Consider the following 18,930-nt stretch of genomic DNA (forward strand, 5'->3'; position numbering starts at 1 on the left):
CCGGGTTCGCACGGCTCAACCGTGGCTCGGGATACGTCTTCCATAGCGCTTCTCTCCCCTGAAGCCAATGAAACGCCGACAGGGGCGGTTCAGCCAAAACTTCAGTCATTGTGACACAAAGTGCCAATTGGCGCATAATGCAGTATTGGCACCAAGTGCCAGTTAAGGCAGAATGCACCCATGACACAGAAAAACCCTGGCCTTCGCGAAAGACACAAGGAGAGCACCCGCAGGGAGTTGTCCAACCTCGGGCTCGCGCTGTTTCTGAAGCAAGGCTTCACCCACACCACCATCGAGCAGATCGTCGACCCTCTGGGCATCGCGCGGCGCACCTTCTTTCGCTACTTCAAGACCAAAGAGGATCTGGTCTTTGCCTGGCATGAAGAAAAGACCGTTCAGTTGGCCGACGAGTTGAGGGGCAGGCCCGCCGAGGAGCGCCCCTTGGATGCGGTCTGCGAAACGCTGGGGACGGTGCTCAAACTCTATGACGCCAATCCCGACATGGCTTTTGCTCTGGTGCGCCTCCTGAAGGAAGCACCGCCCTTGCTCGCGAAGGAGTGCGAGAAGCGGATGGAGCGAGAAGTGGTGCTTGCCGCCGTGCTGGTGGAGCGATACGGCGAACGGGGCCTGAGCCTGCTGGAGGCGCGCATCATCGTGGGCGCGGCGACGTCAGCATGGACGGCCGCCCTGGATGAATGGTACGCCGACGGTGGGCAGGCAAATCTGCGGCCGATCATGGCAAGAGCGTTCTCACTGGTGCGCGAGCTGTGATGGCGACGCTGCACGATCTGACGCATCGCCAAGGTCACCCTGGACCGCGGCTTGGGGCGTGCGTGATGGCCGCAGCGCTTTGCGTCGGTGGTTGCGCGACGCAGCCGCCTTATGCGACGCCACACGTCGATGTGCCGACGGCTTGGGCGAACGCCAAGGCAGGTACGCCAGTCGGTGGCGCCGAGTTGCGCGAGGACTGGTGGACGCATCTGGGCGATCCCGCCATCGACACCCTCGTCGCCTCGGCGTTGATCGACAACCCCACGCTTGCACAAGCAGCCGCACGTGTCGATGAAGCGCGTGCGGGGCTGGGAGCGAGCCGTGCCCGGCGCGCTCCCCAGCTTGGTGGCAACGGATCGCTGTCGCGCGGCAAGTCGCAGGGCCAGACGGGCGGCGCCGAGACAATCAACGCCACTACGGGTTCTTTGGGCGCCAGCCTTGCTTGGGAGCTTGATCTTTGGGGCCGTGCCCGTGCGACGGAAGACGCGGCCCGCAGCCGGCTCGATGCGCGCAACGCGGACGCCGATGACGCCCGGCTGTCCCTGGCCGCGCAGATCGCCGACGGCGTCGTGGCCCTGCGCGCCTGCAACTATTCCCTCGCGATTCGCGGCCAGGACATCGCCTCTCGTGAAACCGAGCTTTCGCTGATCCGTCAGCGCCTCGCGGTTGGCAATGTCGCGCCCGTGGAAGAAGCCAGCGCACTGAGCAATCTTGCCGCCGCGAGAACCAATCGCTTCAGCCAGGAAGAGGCCTGCACGACCCTGGTGGACGCGCTTGTCGCGCTTAGCGGCCGGGAGGCCGCGACGGTACGGCAGCTTGCGATGCAGCCGCCGCTTGTATCGCCTAGCGGTGACTCGTCGCAAGCCGCAGCCATCAGCCGCCCGGCTGGTCCCGCGGCCACCGCCTCCCTCGCGCGCTCGTCGCGCCTGGACCTTCAGGCCATTGTCCACCTCCAGCACGGCGAGGCTCGGCGCCTCGCGATGTCATCTCCCTCCGTGCCGCCCAGTAGTGATTCGTCGGCATCCGCTGCAGTCGAACATCTCGATGATCCCGCGGCCATCGTACCCATCGCGCCGTCATCCCGACTGGATCTGCCGGCAACCGTTCTTCTCCAGCATCCTGCGGTCCGGTCAGCCGAGCGGGAACTCGCCGCCACATATGCCGAGATCGGTGTTGCCCGTGCCGAGCGTCTGCCGCGTGTTGATCTGTCTGCGCTCCTGACGGGCCAGTGGATTCGCGCACTGGGGTCCACGGTCAATTTCGATACCTGGTCCGCCGGCGCCGCGGTGTCCGTGCCCATCTTCGATGCGGGGCTGGGGGCGGCCAACGTCGATGTCGCCGAAGCGCGGTATCGCGCGGCCCTGGCGACCTTGGCAGACACCCTGCGTACAGCGACCCGTGATGTCGAGGACGCTCTGGCTGCGCTGTCGTCGGCGCAGCAGCGCGTGGGCACGTCCCGACAGGCTACCGATGCAGCTCGCATTGCTTTGCAAGCCAACGAAGCCCGATATCGCGCCGGCGCCATCAGCCTGTTCGAGCTGGAAGGCTCGCGACGGCAGTTCAACAGCGCGCAAGAGAGCGCCATTTCGGCTGCTTCCGATCGCGCTCGATCCTGGGTTTCCCTCGTGCGCGCCGCAGGGAATCCGCCACTGTCGGCGGCGGCACCGGAGCCGCCGGTGACCCGAAAGACGACCGATACCCCTATCGCCCGCAACGAAAGTATTCGCAGATGAGCCCAGAACAAGAGCACCCCCGCAATTCGCCCACTCCTGGTCACCTGCGCAGGAACCGGGTCGCGTATGCCATCGGGGCCATCGCCGTCGTTGCGGCGGCGCTGGCGCTCGTCTTCGTGCAGCGCGACCGTAGCCCGGCCGAAGTTACTCCCGCCGCCACGCCAGCGCTCACCGTGACAAGCGCCGCGCCACGCGAGGTGTCCTGGCCGCTGCAAATCAAAGCCACCGGCGCGATTGCCGCATGGGAAGAAGCCAGCATCGGCTCGCAGATCGGCGGCTACCAACTCATCGACGTTCGCGTCAACGTCGGGGACGTTGTGAAAAAGGGCCAGGTGATCGCCCGTTTCGATCGCGCGCTGTTGGAGGCGGAACACGCGCAACTGAAGGCGAATGCCGATCAAGCGGCCGCCAACCGCCAGCGCGGTCTGGCGTTGCAGCGTAGCAGCGCCATGAGCGATCAGGACGTGCTGCAGCTCGTGACCCAATCCAAGACCGCCGATGCCTTGCTCGCGGCCAATGCGCTACGGCTGCGCTACACCGACGTCAGGGCGCCCGATGATGGTGTCATCAGCGCCAGAACGGCGACCCTTGGCACCGTCGTCCCGGTGGGCCAGGAATTGTTCCGGATGATTCGCCAGGGGCGCCTGGAATGGCGTGGCGAGCTGACGGCGGGACAACTGGCCCAAGTCAAGATCGGCCAGGAAGTCACGCTTGAACTTCCCGACGGCAACACCGCGACGGCGACCGTTCGACAGACTTCGCCCGTGCTGGACAGCGCCTCGCGCCTGGCCATCGTCTATGCCGACCTCCGACCAGGTAGCTCGGCCCGGGCTGGCATGTACGCCAGCGGCAGCCTTGGGCTGGGGAGCGGCGCGGCGCTGGTCGTGCCCGCCGAGAGCGTCGTCATTCGCGATGGGCGCAGCCATGTGCTCGCGTTGGCCGACGCCAGCGCAACGCCCCGGGTGTCGCTGCGAAGCGTCACTGTCGGCCGGCGCAATGGCCGGGAGGTCGAGATCACCGACGGGCTTGGCAAAGATGAACACGTCGTCGTCCAGGGCGCAGGGTTCCTCAAGGACCGTGATCTGGTGCGCATCTCCCAAGGCCGTCCGGCAGGAGCGGCCAAGCCATGAACTTCGCCACCTGGTCCATTCGCAATCCCATACCCTCGATCCTGCTGTTCGCGCTGCTGGCGCTCGCCGGATTGTGGGGATTCCAGAAGCTGCCCACGCAGGACTTGCCCGACCTCGATCTGCCGATGGTTACGGTAGCGTTGTCGCAGCCGGGGGCGGCCCCCGCTCAACTCGAAACGGAGGTCGCACGCAAGGTCGAGGACGCGCTCGCGACCTTGAGCGGGCTGAACCATCTGACCACATCAGTCACGGATGGCTTGGTGTCGATCCAGGTGCAATTCGTACTGGAAAAGAATCTGTCGGACGCGCTGATCGAGACCAAGAACGCGGTGGACGGCATTCGCTCCGACCTCCCGCCTGATCTGCTGCAACCGACGGTCAGCGCGTCCAACAGCGTCGGTGCTCCGGTGCTCACCTATGCCATCGCTTCCTCCCGTCTCAGCGAGGAGCAGCTTTCCTGGTTCGTGGACGATACAGTCGCCAAGACCGTGCTCGGCGTGTCCGGTGTTGGCCGGTTCGAGCGGCTTGGCGGCATCGAACGCGAGGTTCGGATCGAGGTCGATCCGCTGCGCATGTCTGCCCTTGGCATCACCGCGGCGGATGTCTCCCGAGCGTTGCGCCAGGTACAGCAGCAGTCCTCGGGTGGCCGCGGACAGCTCGGCGGCGAGGAGCAGTCGGTTCGCACGATCGCCACGGTTCGCCAAGCATCGGAGCTTGCGGGCCTGCGGATCTCGCTGTCGAACGGCACGAGCTTCAGGCTGGACCAGATCGCGACCATAATCGATGGTCAGGCTGATCCCACGCACGCGGCCTTGCTCGATGGCAAGCACGTGGTCGGCTTCAGCGTGTATCGCGCCAGGGGCTTTGACGAAGTGCGGCTGGCCGAGGGCGTTCGCGAGGCCCTGGCCGGCCTCCAGCAGGCCGATCCGGCGCTCAGCCTGACGGAGATTTCTGGGTCGGTCGGCCAGACGCTGGAGCAGTACGAAGGTTCGATGGCGATGCTGTACGAAGGCGCCATCCTGGCGATGATCGTCGTCTGGCTCTTCCTGCGCGACTGGCGCGCGACACTGATCGCCTCGACCGCGCTACCGCTGTCCATCCTGCCCGCGTTCGCGGCCATGGCCTGGCTGGGCTTCACGCTCAACACCGTCACGCTGCTGGCGCTTGCGGTGGTCGTGGGCATCCTGGTCGATGACGCCATCGTCGAGATCGAGAACATCGAGCGCCACCGGCACATGGGCAAATCGATCCGGAAGGCAGCAGAGGATGCCGTGACCGAGATCGCCCTGGCCGTCATGGCGACCACCATGAGCTTGGTGGTCGTCTTCCTGCCGACCGCCATGATGAGCGGCATTGGCGGCTTGGTCTTCAAGCAGTTCGGCTGGACCGCCGTGATCGCCGTGCTCGCGTCGCTGCTCGTCGCGCGCTTGCTCACGCCAATGATGGCAGCCTACCTGCTCAAGCCCGAGCCGATTCCCGAGAAGGAAGATGGCCGGGTCATGCGCTGGTACATGGCAACGGCGCGCTGGTGCCTGAAGCACCGCAAGACCACCTTGGGCGGCGCGGTCATCTTTCTGGCCGCTTCGCTCGCCCTTGTACCCTTCATCGAGACGGGCTTCATCCCGGCCTCCGACAGTGGCACGACGACCGTGAGCATCGAGTTGCCGCCGGCCAGTTCGATGGCGGACACATTGGCGGTTGCCGAGTCTGCGCGCAAGGCCGTCAGCGATGTGGATGGCATCGCCCACGTCTTCGCCACGGTGGGCACTGCGCAGAGTGCCGGGCCAGGAGGCACGCGTGCTGGCGAGGTTCGGCGGGCGTCGCTCACGCTCACGATGGGGCCGCGTGGCGATCGGCCATCGCAGCAGGTCATTGAGAAAGCTGTGCGAGAGCGCCTGCTCAACGTTGCAGGCGCGCGCTTCGCTGTTGGTGGTGGAGGGCCGGGGGAGAAACTTTCGATCATCCTCGCCAGCGACAATGCCGAGGTGCTCAAGGCGAGCGCAGAGGCAGTGGAATCCGAACTGCGCGACGTCAAGGGCCTCACGGGCATCGCCTCCACCGCAAGCCTGGAACGTCCCGAGATCATCATCCGCCCCGACCCGGAACGCGCGGCCGAGCGTGGCGTGACGACCGCAGCGATCGGCGACGTGGTACGGGTGGCCACGAGCGGCGATTTCGATTCGCAGGTCGCGCGCCTGAACCTGGACAACCGGCAGGTCTATATCCGTGCGCGCATTCCCGATGCAGCACGGCAGGACATTGACACGATCGGCAACATGCGCGTACCGGGCCGCGACGGGCCGGTGCCGCTTGCCAGCGTTGCCAGTCTGTCCGTGGAGAGTGGTCCTGCGCAGATCGACCGCCACGACCGCCTTCGCAACGTCACCATTTCGGCTGACCTGGGGGGCACCGCACTTGGAACGGCGCAAGCAGCAGCCGCCAACCTGCCTTCGATTAAGTCCCTGCCATCCAGCGTGAAGGTGGTCGAGGCCGGCGATGCAGAGATCGTCGCCGAACTCGGCGCGGGCTTCGGTATGGCGCTCGTGGTTGGTGTCCTGTGCATCTACTGCGTGCTGGTGCTGCTGTTTAGGGACTTTCTTCAGCCGATCACCATTCTCTCGGCCATACCGCTGTCCATCGGCGGCGCGTTTCTCGCGCTGCTGGTCACGCGCAGCCAGTTGAGCGTGCCTTCAATGATCGGGCTGGTCATGCTGATGGGGATCGTCACTAAGAACTCCATTCTGCTCGTCGAGTACGCGGTCATCGGCATGCGCGATCGCGGCTTGTCTGTTCACGATGCCTTGCTGGACGCGTGCCACAAGCGCGCGCGCCCCATCGTGATGACCACCATCGCGATGATCGCCGGCATGTTGCCCATCGCGCTGGGGCTTGGCGCGGATTCGAGCTTCCGCCGGCCCATGGCCATGGCGGTGATCGGCGGCCTGATCACATCGACCGCATTGAGCTTGCTCGTCGTGCCTGCCGTGTTCCTGTACGTGGACAAGTTCGAGAAATGGCTGGCATCGCTCGGATTCTTTCGACACACCGAGCGCGCCACCGCCGGCGCGGAAGGCGCTTGAACGATGACACAGCGGCCCTCGCCACGATGCAGCACTCCCGCGGCACGTCCGTCGCCTCCCTTCATGGCGAGCAGCGTGTGGCCGGACTGGTGCGAGACGACGTCGGGTCGTCAAAACGAGATGGAAGTCAGGCAGACGGTGAAGTGCGGCCGTCTGCCGACGGTCCGCGAGCCTATCGGCGCAGTTCGATGGCGCGGTCCGCCAGCAGCCGATCCCCTGCATGGGGAGAGGCATTCTTCACGTTCTCCTTGAAAGGGATCAATCATGTCATCACGCCTTCATTGCGCAGCCCGGCTGCGACGCCAGCCGTCTTATGCGGCGCTGCCGATTCTGGTCGCCGGCATTTTCTCCACTCCCGCCGCCGTTGCTCAGACCGACGATACGAAGAGGTCCGCGAGAGGCCAGGCCATGGCCGAAGCCGAGCGCAGTGAATCGACATGGGGGATCGGCGTCGCCGGTGGCATGCAGTACCGCGTTTACCGGGACTTCGATAACCGCGTGCGTGGCTTGCCGATGATCACCTATGAGAATAAGTGGATTCAGGTGGCCGGCCCTGGCCTGGACGTCAAGCTCCCGTCGTTGGGGCCGGTGTCTTTCAGGCTGCGTGGCCGGTATGCCATGGAGGAGTTCGATTCTGGCGACTCGCCGTACTTCGCGGGTATGCGCGACCGGGATTCCAGCTTCTGGGTCGGCGGTGCCGCCATCTGGCGCAGCGGCATTGCCAACCTGTCTGCCGAAGTGCTGACCGATGCCATGAGCAACAGCAAGGGAACGCGGGCGACGCTGCAGATCGATCGGCGTTTCACCGCAGGCCCGATCGGTTTGACACCGCGGCTCGCGGCCGAGTGGGTGGACAGCAAGTACGTGGATTACTACTACGGCGTGAGGTCGGACGAAGCGCAAAGCTGGCGCCCGGCCTACAGCGGCAGTTCCTCGGTCAATACCGAAATCGGACTGCGCGTTGACTGGCAGCCTGTGCCCAAGCACACGGTGTTCCTCGATATGGGCGCCAAGCACATGGGCAGTTCGATCCGCAACAGCCCGCTGGTCGAAAAGAGCACGCAGTACGGCGTGGGACTCGGCTACCTGTATCGGTTCTGAGAAGGCGATTCATGGCATGGCCCGTTGCTGGGCTTTTGCTGTGTTTCGGATTCGACTCGAAATGAGCGGGACGCAGGGCATTGGGAATGTGTGCTGGAGCGCGTTATCTGGCCAGCCATTGCCAACTGCGTTCATCTCGATCTTCTTTTTGTGGGAGGGGTAGCTATGGCAACTCGCAATGGCTCCAGACGTTTCAGGAATCTCGACGGCAGCGCGGCCCCTGGTACTGTGCTGCCGGCATTTCGCATGTTGGTCCTGGACAGCCTAGCCGGGCGTGGCCGCGGTGTTCCAAGAAAAGCACCCGTCCCATGTGTCGAGACCGACCTCGTAGCGATCGCCAGTCCGCCGGGACCGGGCGAAGGCGCTCGCCTCACCTGGATTGGACATGCAAGCTGGCTGGTGCAGCTAGAGGGCAAGTCGTTCCTCATCGATCCGATCTTTGGCGACCTTGCCCTGGGCCCGGGGGGACGAAATGTTCCGGCCGGCGTGCTGCCCGAAAACCTGCCGCCCATCGATGCCGTGCTGATCACGCACAACCACTACGACCACCTCGATCTTCCCTCCGTACAGCAGGTCGGAGCACCGGTGATCGCCGGGCTGGGCATGCAGGCGTTCCTGGCGAAGAAGGGCATTCCCGCAAGCGAACTGAATTGGTGGGAATCCGCCGAACTTGGCTCCGCCAAGGTGTCTTTTGTGCCTGCTCGCCACTACAGCCGTCGTGGCCTCACCGACGCCAACGAAACGCTATGGGGCGGATTCGTCGTCGAGGGGTCATCCGCCAGCGTTTATCACTCGGGCGATACGGGATATTTCGACGGCTTCCGGGAGATCGGCCGTCGCTTTCCGGCGATCGACGCGGCGCTTCTCCCGATTGGCGCCTACGAACCGGCTTGGTTCATGCGGGCGCAGCACATGAATCCAGAGGAGGCCGTCCAGGCCTATCTGGACCTGGGTGCGCGGAGCTTTTTCGCCATGCACTGGGGGACGTTCAAGTTGACCTACGAACCGCTCGATGAACCTCCGGTTCGCCTGGCTGCGGAGTGGGAAAGGCTTGGACTGACTGCATCAGAAAAGCGGGTTCTCGCCGTTGGCGAAACCGCAGAAGTGCGACGTCCAAATGAATAAGCCGGCTCTACAGCGGCGACCCACGCCGTCACCCTCTGCAACGCCACGCCAACAACGCTCTATCGACGGCGCATGCGAACCTGCCATGTGCCAGGCAGAAGTGCCAGGGCTGGAAACGCTGTGTTCCGTTCGCTTGGCGGCGAAGCGCTCTGGCCGCTTGCCGCATGTAGCGAGTGAATCCCCTGCGTGGAAAGGCTGGATGGCGATTGGGGCAATGCTCTGGAGTGGCTCGGCGCTGGCTGAAGAGCGCTGCGACCGCAAAGGCATTGCGGCCGAATCCACGGTGAATCTGCGAATCGACAACGACATGTTCGGCGGCCTCGGGCAGGACCAGGGGTACTCCAATGGCTTCCTGCTCACGCTGGTTTCGCCGAATCTAATCCACCGTGCGGATGACCCGTGCCTGCCCGATATCGCCAGGCGGTTGAACCACGCGTTCTCCGGCTTGCAGCCTGGCGGGTTCGATGAGTTGAACATGACTATTGGGCTCGGTCAGACGATGTACACGCCCACCGACCGCGAGCCGCACGAACTGATTGCAGACGACCGGCCTTACGCCGGCGCATTGATGTTCAGCGTGGGCTACAACGCTCGAAAAGGCGACGACCTGCGGACTTCGCAACTACGGTTGGGCATCGTGGGGCCTGCGGCCAAAGCCGGCGAAGTTCAGGACTGGTGGCACGGCGTCATTGGCGTGGACAGGTTCAATGGCTGGGACAACCAACTGCACAACGAACCCGTGGTCCAGTTCATTCACGAGCGGCGCAAGCGCTTCGCGTTGCAGCAGCCTGCTGGTCCATGGCGGTGGGATGCGATAGCCCATTGGGGCGGCAGTCTGGGCAACTTCGCCACCTACGCCAATACCGGGATTGAGTTTCGGTTCGGCTACTTGCTGCCGGACGACTTCGGTACGGCGCCATTGCGGCCGGCGGGTGAGAACACATCGCCGATCCGCACGAGCCCGACACAGGGCTGGCGCGGCCACTTCTTCGTCGCTGCCGATGCGCGTTGGGTCCTGCGCGACATCACGCTTGACGGAAATACCTTCCGCTCCAGCCACAGCGTGGACAAGCGCCCACTGGTTGCAGACATCGGCTTCGGTTTCGCATTTACCCATGGCCACTGGCGTTTCGCCTTCGCGCGCTACCACCGGGCCCGCGAGTTCGATGGACAGCGCGAGCGACCGGCCTTTGGGAGCTTCACCATTGGCAGGCGGTTCTGATGGAAGAAATCGCGTTCTCGTTACAGCGACTAGACCGTCGCGCAGATGGCCTGACTCAAGGAGAAACGAGGTGAGACCGATGAACTCGAAGTACGTCGTCGTGATGACCGGAGCCACAAGTGGCTTTGGCCAATTCACGCTGCAGGATCTGGCCGCTTCCCCTGACACAAGGGTCATCATAGGCGCTCGTGGAGAAAATCGCGCCGTGCCGAAAGGCGTTGATGTCCTGCCGCTTGATCTTGCCTCTCTGGCCAGCGTCCGCGACTTTGCCGGCGCCGTGATACGGCAGCTTGGGGATGAACGTATCGACATCCTTGTCCTCAATGCAGGCCTGCATGGCACACCCGCCGATCAGCGTAGCGCCGAGGGTTTTGGCCTCACGTTCGCCGTGAATCACCTTGCTCACTATCTGCTGGCGCGTCTGCTGCTGCCGCATATCGCTGAGCAGGGTCGAGTGGTGATCACGTCGAGCAACATGCACAACCCGCCCATCAAAGCGATCGGTCCCAAGACGCTCGACCTTCAGGAGTGGGCGTATCCGTCGAAAGGCGGTTCGGGTGACGGCATACGCTCCTACACGGCCTCGAAATTGTGCAACCTCATGACGGCACTGTCCCTGGCCCGGCATGACACGGTGGTGGCGCGCCAGATCGAGGTCATTGCCTTCAACCCGGGCCTAACGGGTGGCGCTGCCGGCCGCGAGGCGTCTGCGTTGCAGAAGGCGCTCCTTAGCATCGTGATGCGCACGATCTTCCCTCTGGTCGGTATCTTCCGCCCCAAGTTCGTGATGAATGCGCCCGAGCACTCGGGTCGGATGCTGGCCGACGTGGCGCTCGGAACGCTTTCCCTGCCGGAGGGACGCATTTACATCTCCCTCGTCAAGGGAAATCCCACCTTTCCCGATCCCTCGGAGCTGGCTCGCAACCGTGAGGCCCAGGAGCGCTTGTGGCGCGAGAGTGCCGTAATGGTGGGCTTGGAGGAGTCGTGTCCATGAGCTTCTTGAGAGGCCCGATTCGCCCAATAGACAACCAAACTGGGAGCTTCTTGTAGTGGACAACCTGACTCACACTTTGGTCGGCGCCGCTTTGGGGCAGGCCGGGCTCAAGCGCCGAACGGCGCTCGCGATGCCGGCATTGATGATCGGCGCGAATCTGTCCGACGTGGATGTCTTGTGTCTCGCTTTCGGCGAGGCTCTCTCGTGCAGGCGTGGCTGGACACATGGCCCGATCGGGTTGCTCGTGCTGCCAGCGGTTCTCACGCTCGTGCTGCTGTGGTTCGACAGATGGCAAACCCGTAGAGGTTCACGACCAGGCGCGCGCCCCGCCGTTCAGCCGGGCCAGCTCTTGTTGCTCAGCTATATCGGCGCGCTTTCGCACCCCTTGCTGGACTGGATGAATAGCTGGGGCATCCGGCTTCTGATGCCGTTCTCGGAGCGTTGGTTTTATGGCGATGCGCTTTTCATCGCCGATCCATGGATCTGGCTCGCCCTTGGCATGGGAATCTGGCTATCACGGCGCCGCGAGCGCTCGGACGCAGGTCGAACATCCAGCCCGGCGATATTGGCCCTTCTGGTAACCACACTCTATAGCGGCGCAATGGTCGCGAGTGGGCGAGCGGTGGAAGAACGTGTAGCCCGCGAGTTCAAGGAGTCTGGTCTGGGTCAACCGCAGCAGGTCCTGGCGAATCCGGTATTCGCCGACCCGTTCAGGCGGAGGATCGTCGTGCAGACAGAGCATCAGTATGGCTTTGGTGATTTCCGCTGGCTTCCCAATCCTCATGTATCGCTGGACCAGGAACTTGTTTCCTCTCACATGGACCAGTCGGCGATTGCTCTAGCGGCTGGGCAGAGCAAGCAGATGGCCGATTTCCTGTACTGGTCTCGGTTCCCCTTCGCGATGATCAAAGGAAATGGTGAGAACACCAACGTCACTGTTGGGGATGCGCGGTTCGGAACGCGCCCGGATACGGGGGTTTTCTCGGTTAAAGCAGCGTTTCCACTGGAACTGACGAAGCAGAGCGACCCTGAGAGGTTGGTCGATTCGTGTGATAAAAAGTGCCCGGAGAATTGACTCCGCACACTTTGGCGTTCTCACCCTCAGAAATTAAATGCGGATAGCCTCAAGCGCGATCTATAGATTCGGCAAAATCAGAAAATTGGCTTTCACTCTAGGTACGCTTACATGATCAACACGATTCGGCCTGGCGGGCGCCGGCCGACTTCCGCGTCCTGGATCATTGACAGCGCATCGGCAAACGGCGCTTCCAGACCAATGGAAGAACGCAGCTTTCCGTCGCCGGCTAACTTGGCGATTTCCTCCAGATTCTTGAAACCGCCTGTCGAGAACGTCATCCGGTAGCGCCCGGAGATGAGGCCGCGCAGCATCCTGGCCGGAGTCGGATTGATGTCGATGAAGCGGCCCTTGGGCTTGAGCATCGCCAGTCCATCAGCGACGGCCAGCGTACCGAGCGTGTCGAACACCGCGTCGTAGAGGCCGTCGGATGCAAACGAGGCCTTTTCCGAGTAAGGAAACACCGGATTGACGCCAGCAGCCCTCGCTGCAGCGATCGAAGCATCGCCGCATGCGCCGCACACCTGCGCGCCATGCGCCTGCGCGAGTTGGACCGCGCTGCTGCCTACGGCGCCGCTGCAGCCGTGGATGAAGATTCTCGAACCGTGGCCCACGCGCGCGACGCCGACGACGGCCGCCCAGGCGGTTGCCGCCGGGATGGGGAGGCACGCGGCTTCGCTGAACGTGAGCGAGGCGGGCTTGCGGACAATGAGCTTGGCGTCGGCATCGACGACCTCGGCAAACGCACCTTGCCTCTTAATCTCGACCGTGCCGAAAACTTCGTCGCCCACACGGAAGTCGGTGACATCGGTGCCGACTTCTTCCACTACCCCAGCGAAGTCCGAACCCATACCCTGGGGAAACTTCCGTCCGGTGACGAACTTCATGACACCGCGCCGCAGCTTCCAATCCAGCGGATTGATCGCAGCGGCTTTCACGCGCACGCGCACCCGTCGGGCTTCGAGTGGGGGAAGTGTATATTCGGCGAATGCCATCGTCTCGGGGCCGCCGTAGCTGCTGAACTGCACTCTTTTCATGGTGTCTCTTTACCTTTCGGCTGCTTTTGGAATGTCAATGGATCGAGGGGGCGATGCTGGCCGGGAGCGTTCGCTCGTGGAGGTCTTCGACGTGACGTCCTGCGAGATGACGGATGTGGTTGCGGTGTCAAGCATCGCCAGCATCACCGAGGTCTGCCACTCGAAATACGGGTTGAAGGTGAGCCGTGCGTGGATCTTCCCTTCCTCTCGATAGCCCCAGTCCGAGTACCAGACGGGCTCCCCCTTTTCGCAGGCCTGCGTGTCGCCTTCACGCAAGCCGTTCAGGCACAGGCGCAGGCTGCCGCCGTCCCCATAAACAGTGTTAGCGGGAGAGAACGTGACGCTCATGTGCGAGAACTGGCTGATGCGCCATTCGGGCAGCCGGTCCTGCCGGACCAGAACGCGCCGGCGATCCGTCAGTCCGTCCGGCTCGCCTCCGAACCAGACCAAGCGGCTGTCCGGGTGCGTGAAGCGCTGCTGGAAGACATCGAACAGATAGTCGGTATCCAGCACGGAATCGTGCTCGGCAACGACCATGAAGACCGGCTTCTCATAGGCCCGGTCGCGCAGCAGCCGGCGTGCGTTGGCGCTGGTCCGATAGAACTGTGCGAACCCGTTGGACGGGACGTTGAAGTACTTGACGGCGTTCTGCATCGGAATCGTCCCGTCAGGCTTGATGAGCCAGGGCCGGACACGGGCCGCCAGCGGCGCAAGCCAATCGAAGGGCATGCTCTTGAAGCCGGGCGAGAACAGCACCAGTCCTGCGATCTCGGGATGCGAATACGCGTAGTCAAGGACCAGGTTCGCTCCCGTGGAGAACCCTCCTAGGTACACCTCGCCATCGACGTCGCGCTGCAGCGCCATGGCCTGTTCCCAGACCACTTGGCGCCATTGCTCCGCCGTTGTCGTCAGCAAGTCGTCGGGCCGCGTGCCGTGGCCGGGGAGGAGCACCGTTCGCACGAGGAATCCTTGGCTCGCCAGTGGCGGCCCCACGTCGTGGAAGGACCAGGGCGAATCGCCGAGGCCATGCACGAACAGAATCCCTTTTCGCGGACGCGCTCCCGCCTCGGATTCAGCGGGCCGCCACTCCTGTGGGGCATTCCACGCCAACTCGGCATCCCGGTCGGCAAGCTGGAAACTGCGGCCGGCCTGGATTTGAGCGATCGTGTCGCGTCGATACTTTTCAAAGCTCACCGAGCCGACCGGAGACTCGCTGAAATCCACCGTTGCGCACCCGGACGACAGGCTGACTGCTCCGAGAACCACGGCGAGCAGCGCGGCACCTCGCGCTAAGCGCGAGATGACCGAGCGGACGCCGAATTCATGCCAGTTCGGCATGGTCTTCCTCGCTGAGGGAAATGCCACCGGCGGCGACGTTCTCCTGAAGGTGCTCGACGGAGCCCGTGCCGGGGATCGCCAGCATCACCGGGGAGGATGCCAACAACCAGGCCAGCGCGATCTGGGACGGCGTGGCACCATGCCTTCCGGCGACCCGGGCCAGCCGCCCGTCGTCGATCTCCCCCATGCCCCCACCGAGCGGGAAGAACGGGCAGAACGCGATGCCGGCTTCTTCGCAGGCCTTCAGCAGGCTCAGGTCCTCGCGCTTGGCGATATGGAAGTTGTTCTGCACGGCCGCGATCGGGGCGATGGTGCGGGCCTCGTTGAAGTGCCCGATATCGACGTTGCTGATGCCCAGATGCCGAATCAGGCCTTCTGCACGCAGTGCGGCCAGCGCCTCGAAGCGTTCGGCCAGCGACTCGCCGTGAGGCACCGTCATCTCGCCGATGCGCAGGTACACCAGATCGAGACGGTCCAGGCCAAGACTCGACAGGTTCTCTTCGACGAGCCTGCGCATGTCGGCACCGGTGGCCGGTCGATGGCTGCCATCCGGGTTGAACACGACCCCGACCTTGGTCGCGATCACCAGGTTGGACCGATAGGGATACAACGCCTCACGGATGAGCGCATTGGCGCGTACCGAACCATCGGTGCTCTGGTAGAACTCGGCAGTATCGATGTGGTTGACGCCGAGTTCGACTGCGCGGCGCAGCACGGCACGCCCGGTTTCCGGGTCTCGCGCCGGACCACGGAAGCCGTTGCAAGGCAGGCGCATGGCGCCAAAGCCCAGCCGGTTGATGGGCAGCTCTCCGCCAAGGCGGAACTCATTGGTACTGGGAAGCGAAGAATTCATTTCGTGTTCCTGATGGGAGTTGCGTGAGGTTGTCAGGTCGAGCGGGACGCGCGGATCACGCGCAACTCAACCGTTCGGCGATCCGGTCGAAGATGTATTCGGTGGCCGTCGCATAACCGCCGATCTGGCAGTGCGACTGCGCCGTCGAGGTCTCGTCGAACAACAGGTATTCCTTGGGGCCTTGCAAGGCGTCGTAGAACGGCTTGGCTCCATGGAAGACCTCGCCGGTGCCGTCCAGCACGAGCGTCTCGCAGGTCACCTTGTCCAGAACGGCCGAGTTGTCGTAGGGCTGGAGGGCCTGCACCACATCCTTGATCGTGTTCGGCACGCCGTGCTTCCAGGCGTAGTCACGCACCAGGTTGCGCATCTGCTCCGGAATCTGGTCCAGCGGGTGGTCAGCGAAGCGCTCCAGTTGCGCGATGATCTGGCGGCCCCAACTGATGTTGCCGGGATCGGTGATGCAGAGCTTGATGCGCTTGTCGAACGCGGCCACGCGCGGCGCCAGATAGCCGCCGAAGCTCAGTCCCATCAGCGCGATGTTGGAGGCGTCGATTTCCGGGAATTTTTCCAGCGCGAAGTCGATCAGCGGGCTGACGACCTTTTCCCAATCCGGGCGGAAGGTGAGATTGTTCAGTCGCAGCGCGAATCCCTGGCCCGGACCATCGTAGGTCAGGCAGTGGATACCCCGTTGCAGCGCGCCTTCGCACACCCAGCGGGTGTCTTCGGCCCAGGTATCCCGGCCAGGCGTGACGATGAGCAGTGGTGCCTTTGCGCCCGCATGGGGCGACCGGTAGAAGTAGCCGGGAAGGAAGTCGCCCTCGTAGGGGATTTCGATGCGCTCGCCGGGGTAGCCCGACAGCTTGATGTAGCGCTCGTAGCACGAGGCGCTGGCGACCGCGTACTCCTTCATGCGCTTGTCCTCGAAGTCGCTGAAATACAGGAGCGCGCAGCGCCAGTAGGTGGAGGCCCGAAGAAAGGCGCTGGCGGCGGTGACGCGCTTGCCTTTTTGGTCAGCCGCTTCGGCCCTGTCCTGCAGCCGGCCTGCCAGCGCGGCCCAGGCACTGACCCAAGCCTCTTCGTCGCTGCCCTTGAGCTGGTGCACCACGTCCATGACCTCGCCGAAATCGGTCATGCCGTAGGGCATCAGGCTCAGGATGTGCTTGATCAGTGCGTCAAGCAGTACGTTGTCATTGAAAAAACCAGGGTCTGCCCAATGCTTTCCGACCTGTGCTGAAGTCGCCGCGCTGGCCTTTGCGCCGTGTACTTGTTTAGTGTCAAGTTTATCTTTCTGATCGATCATGATGTGTGTACCTCATCCTTAATGTTGACAAATTGATCTCGCCTTGGATTCGGCCGGATCGCTCTCTCCGTTGGAGGTAGAGGACCGATTCATGGAGTGAGTGCTAACCCCGGACTAGAAAAATTCAGTTGTTATTTCTTCTCTCTACGCTCCACTCCACGGCTCAATGAGCCATGAAGAAAGGTCTGGACGGCGTGGCCCACAATTCGGTCGATCTCGCTGTTGGACAAAGGTGACGAACGGAGTCCTGAAGCTGCCAGCAGCTTGGCATGGCCGGCTACCAGGCCAATGAAATGTTCGGCAAGCACTTTGGCTGGAACCGCGCCAGACAGGTCTTTTCCCGATTGCTGTTGCGTCTCGATCCAGTCGGAGAGGATCTCGATGGCCTTGCCGTAACTCACTTCCCACATTGCCTGTGCAACATCGGGAAAGCGCCTGCCTTCATTGACTAAGAGACGGTGCAGGGCAAGCGTGCGTGGGGACAGTGCGGACTGTAGTAGCCGCTTGCCGAGCAATGGAAGCACTTCTTCTGGCCCGCCATTCCCGATTCGCAACTGCTCCAGCGGCTTCGCCACGTCTGCGCACAGACTGATCATGGCCTCCTTGAACAGTCCTTCCTTGCCGCCGAAGTGGCTATAGATGTTGCTGCGTGAACCTCCCACGCGGGCGATCAAGTCATCCACGGCGACGCTGTCGAAACCGCGTTCGAGGAATAGCTCAGCCGCAACGGAGATTAGATCCTGAAGGCGCTGTGCGCCCTTTGCGGTTCGATGCTTCGTCGGTGATGTGCGCTGATCCTTTACCACTTCGATTGTCCTTGGCTTCATCGTTTATGTAACGTACTATACAGTACACTTTCGGACGTGACAACTGCACAGGCGCCAGCCGATAGGAAACATATGCCACCTCCGGCTGTGCGCTAACCAAAGTAAGGACTATAAAATGGAACTACGGCACCTGCGTTGCTTTGTCGCCGTTGCGGAAGAACTCCACTTCGCTCGTGCAGCGGAAAAGCTGCACATCGAGCAATCGCCCCTGTCGCGCACAATCAAGGAGCTGGAGGAAGAACTAGGGGAACAGTTGTTCATCCGCTCCAGCCGAAGCACGCGCCTGACACGGGCAGGCAAGCTGTTTCTAGAGCATGTGCCACGCGTGTTCACGGCCTTGCAGCAAGCGCGCGACAGTGTGAAAGCAGCATCCAACGGCTTCCACGGCCAGTTGAGAATCGCCGTTTCCGACGGCATCACGTCTTCGCGTCTCCCGAGCTTGCTGGCGATGTGCAGGCAGGAGGAACCCGAGGTGGATATTCGGCTTTTCCAAGTGCCGCTGTCACAGCAACTCAAGGGCCTGCAAGACGATCTGTACGACTTGGGGTTTGCTCAATCCGATGAAGTGGGTGACGGCATAACCGCCGAGGCCGTATGGAGCGATCCGCTCATGGTGGCTGTGCCCGCGCGGCATCACCTGCTCAAGCACAAGCGAATCCCATTGGATGAATTGCTGCAATTTCCGCTGGTGCTCTGCGATCCGCAGGCGTGCGAGGGCCATGCTCGCCAGGTGGAACGCATGCTGCGTCGATCCGACCGCGAGCCGCTGATCGCAGAACGTGTCGCTTCGTTCGAGCTGATGATGGTGGTGGTTTCCGCTGGCTTCGCCTTGGGTCTAGCCGGCTTGCCGCATATCGTGGCGAGCCGGGAATGCGGCGTGGTGGCCCGGCCATTGGCCGGGCGCTCCCCTATGCTGACCACCTACCTTCTGCGGCGCGAAGGGGAAGAGTCTGAAGTGCTGACTCGATTCGTCGAACGGGTACAGGCAATCGACTTGCCCGAAGGCGCAAGGCCCGTGCCGTCAGCCGAATCTGACCCACAGGAGGAAATCGAGCTATGAAGCGAATGACGCTATTGCTGCTGGCCGGCTTGCTCACGGCCTGCGGCCCATCTGAGACGCCCAAGCAGGCCAACATCCCGACCGTCGAGGAACTGGCTGCCGATCCTGCACGGTTGAAGGAGTTGCGTCAGCAGTGCAAGACCGACCGTGCGACGCTTGGCGACGTACTCTGCAACCGCGTGGCAGAAGCCACGCGCAAGCGGTTCTATGGCGACGGCAACACGCCCTATACCCCGCCGGAGGCGCCACCTAAGTTCTAGTCGCTAGTCCTTCACAAATTATTT

16 protein-coding genes are annotated in these 18,930 nt (G+C 63.0%); 11 read left to right on the plus strand and 5 right to left on the minus strand.

Annotated features, from left to right (window positions below; genetic code table 11):
* Positions 1-180 precede the first annotated feature (180 nt).
* The 9 genes from JUI81_RS13805 (at position 181) to JUI81_RS13845 (ending at position 12,231) form a co-directional block, all read left to right on the plus strand.
* Positions 181-771 carry a TetR/AcrR family transcriptional regulator gene (locus JUI81_RS13805; protein ID WP_032805134.1) on the plus strand — a complete coding sequence of 197 codons (591 nt, stop codon included), beginning with the start codon at positions 181-183 and terminating at the stop codon, positions 769-771.
* On the plus strand, positions 771-2,504 hold the full coding sequence (locus JUI81_RS13810) for a TolC family protein (RefSeq protein WP_204124491.1): 1,734 nt from the start codon (positions 771-773) through the stop codon (positions 2,502-2,504). Before JUI81_RS13805 ends, JUI81_RS13810 begins: the two co-directional genes overlap by 1 nt.
* Entirely contained in the window at positions 2,501-3,634 is a 1,134-nt protein-coding gene (locus JUI81_RS13815) for an efflux RND transporter periplasmic adaptor subunit (protein WP_007704425.1), read from the plus strand. Before JUI81_RS13810 ends, JUI81_RS13815 begins: the two co-directional genes overlap by 4 nt.
* The gene (locus tag JUI81_RS13820) at positions 3,631-6,714 is read left to right on the plus strand and encodes an efflux RND transporter permease subunit (RefSeq protein ID WP_204124492.1); all 3,084 of its coding nucleotides are present in this window, start codon (positions 3,631-3,633) and stop codon (positions 6,712-6,714) included. The genes JUI81_RS13815 and JUI81_RS13820 overlap by 4 nt, the downstream gene beginning before the upstream one ends.
* Before the next feature lie 264 nt (positions 6,715-6,978).
* Positions 6,979-7,815, plus strand: coding sequence for a MipA/OmpV family protein (locus JUI81_RS13825; protein WP_223811651.1), 837 nt, complete (start codon positions 6,979-6,981; stop codon positions 7,813-7,815).
* Positions 7,816-7,980: 165 nt separating this feature from the next.
* Positions 7,981-8,940 carry an MBL fold metallo-hydrolase gene (locus JUI81_RS13830; protein ID WP_204124493.1) on the plus strand — a complete coding sequence of 320 codons (960 nt, stop codon included), beginning with the start codon at positions 7,981-7,983 and terminating at the stop codon, positions 8,938-8,940.
* A 199-nt stretch (positions 8,941-9,139) separates the two neighbouring features.
* Complete coding sequence (locus JUI81_RS13835) at positions 9,140-10,162, plus strand: lipid A deacylase LpxR family protein (protein ID WP_204124494.1); 1,023 nt, start codon at positions 9,140-9,142, stop codon at positions 10,160-10,162.
* Positions 10,163-10,241: 79 nt separating this feature from the next.
* A complete protein-coding gene (locus JUI81_RS13840; protein WP_204124495.1) occupies positions 10,242-11,156 on the plus strand; it encodes an SDR family NAD(P)-dependent oxidoreductase in 915 nt (304 codons plus the stop codon).
* A 55-nt stretch (positions 11,157-11,211) separates the two neighbouring features.
* Complete coding sequence (locus tag JUI81_RS13845; protein ID WP_204124496.1) at positions 11,212-12,231, plus strand: metal-dependent hydrolase; 1,020 nt, start codon at positions 11,212-11,214, stop codon at positions 12,229-12,231.
* Positions 12,232-12,338: 107 nt separating this feature from the next.
* On the opposite strand, the gene JUI81_RS13850 is transcribed toward JUI81_RS13845, so the two are convergent.
* The 5 genes from JUI81_RS13850 to JUI81_RS13870 all read right to left on the minus strand — a co-directional run bounded on the left by JUI81_RS13850 (position 12,339) and on the right by JUI81_RS13870 (position 17,565).
* Complete coding sequence (locus JUI81_RS13850) at positions 12,339-13,268, minus strand: NADP-dependent oxidoreductase (protein ID WP_204124497.1); 930 nt, start codon at positions 13,266-13,268, stop codon at positions 12,339-12,341.
* Positions 13,269-13,277: 9 nt separating this feature from the next.
* A complete protein-coding gene (locus JUI81_RS13855) occupies positions 13,278-14,606 on the minus strand; it encodes a carboxylesterase (RefSeq protein ID WP_204124498.1) in 1,329 nt (442 codons plus the stop codon).
* On the minus strand, positions 14,590-15,459 hold the full coding sequence (locus JUI81_RS13860; protein ID WP_204124499.1) for an oxidoreductase: 870 nt from the start codon (positions 15,457-15,459) through the stop codon (positions 14,590-14,592). Before JUI81_RS13860 ends, JUI81_RS13855 begins: the two co-directional genes overlap by 17 nt.
* Positions 15,460-15,514: 55 nt before the next feature.
* Positions 15,515-16,759 carry a S9 family peptidase gene (locus JUI81_RS13865; RefSeq protein WP_204124500.1) on the minus strand — a complete coding sequence of 415 codons (1,245 nt, stop codon included), beginning with the start codon at positions 16,757-16,759 and terminating at the stop codon, positions 15,515-15,517.
* Positions 16,760-16,890: 131 nt separating this feature from the next.
* A complete protein-coding gene (locus JUI81_RS13870; RefSeq protein WP_032805120.1) occupies positions 16,891-17,565 on the minus strand; it encodes a TetR/AcrR family transcriptional regulator in 675 nt (224 codons plus the stop codon).
* 136 nt (positions 17,566-17,701) lie between these two features.
* On the opposite strand from JUI81_RS13870, the gene JUI81_RS13875 reads away from it, so the two are divergent.
* Together JUI81_RS13875 and JUI81_RS13880 are read left to right on the plus strand one after the other, a co-directional pair.
* Positions 17,702-18,646: a LysR family transcriptional regulator gene (locus JUI81_RS13875; protein WP_007704377.1), complete on the plus strand. Its 945-nt coding sequence runs from the start codon at positions 17,702-17,704 to the stop codon at positions 18,644-18,646.
* Positions 18,643-18,906, plus strand: a complete 264-nt coding sequence (locus JUI81_RS13880; protein ID WP_038862368.1) for an EexN family lipoprotein — start codon at positions 18,643-18,645, stop codon at positions 18,904-18,906. Before JUI81_RS13875 ends, JUI81_RS13880 begins: the two co-directional genes overlap by 4 nt.
* Positions 18,907-18,930: the final 24 nt, after the last annotated feature.

This window comes from Pseudomonas sp. 008 (genome assembly GCF_016861935.1).
In the GTDB taxonomy this organism is placed as follows: domain Bacteria; phylum Pseudomonadota; class Gammaproteobacteria; order Pseudomonadales; family Pseudomonadaceae; genus Aquipseudomonas.

Coding starts and splice junctions, on each gene's coding strand:
- JUI81_RS13805 (WP_032805134.1), top strand. CDS start 181: ATGACACAGAAAAACCCTGGCCTTCGCGAAAGACACAAGGAGAGCACC.
- JUI81_RS13810 (WP_204124491.1), top strand. CDS start 771: ATGGCGACGCTGCACGATCTGACGCATCGCCAAGGTCACCCTGGACCG.
- JUI81_RS13815 (WP_007704425.1), top strand. CDS start 2,501: ATGAGCCCAGAACAAGAGCACCCCCGCAATTCGCCCACTCCTGGTCAC.
- JUI81_RS13820 (WP_204124492.1), top strand. CDS start 3,631: ATGAACTTCGCCACCTGGTCCATTCGCAATCCCATACCCTCGATCCTG.
- JUI81_RS13825 (WP_223811651.1), top strand. CDS start 6,979: ATGTCATCACGCCTTCATTGCGCAGCCCGGCTGCGACGCCAGCCGTCT.
- JUI81_RS13830 (WP_204124493.1), top strand. CDS start 7,981: ATGGCAACTCGCAATGGCTCCAGACGTTTCAGGAATCTCGACGGCAGC.
- JUI81_RS13835 (WP_204124494.1), top strand. CDS start 9,140: ATGGCGATTGGGGCAATGCTCTGGAGTGGCTCGGCGCTGGCTGAAGAG.
- JUI81_RS13840 (WP_204124495.1), top strand. CDS start 10,242: ATGAACTCGAAGTACGTCGTCGTGATGACCGGAGCCACAAGTGGCTTT.
- JUI81_RS13850 (WP_204124497.1), bottom strand. CDS start 13,268: ATGAAAAGAGTGCAGTTCAGCAGCTACGGCGGCCCCGAGACGATGGCA.
- JUI81_RS13855 (WP_204124498.1), bottom strand. CDS start 14,606: ATGCCGAACTGGCATGAATTCGGCGTCCGCTCGGTCATCTCGCGCTTA.
- JUI81_RS13860 (WP_204124499.1), bottom strand. CDS start 15,459: ATGAATTCTTCGCTTCCCAGTACCAATGAGTTCCGCCTTGGCGGAGAG.
- JUI81_RS13865 (WP_204124500.1), bottom strand. CDS start 16,759: ATGATCGATCAGAAAGATAAACTTGACACTAAACAAGTACACGGCGCA.
- JUI81_RS13875 (WP_007704377.1), top strand. CDS start 17,702: ATGGAACTACGGCACCTGCGTTGCTTTGTCGCCGTTGCGGAAGAACTC.
- JUI81_RS13880 (WP_038862368.1), top strand. CDS start 18,643: ATGAAGCGAATGACGCTATTGCTGCTGGCCGGCTTGCTCACGGCCTGC.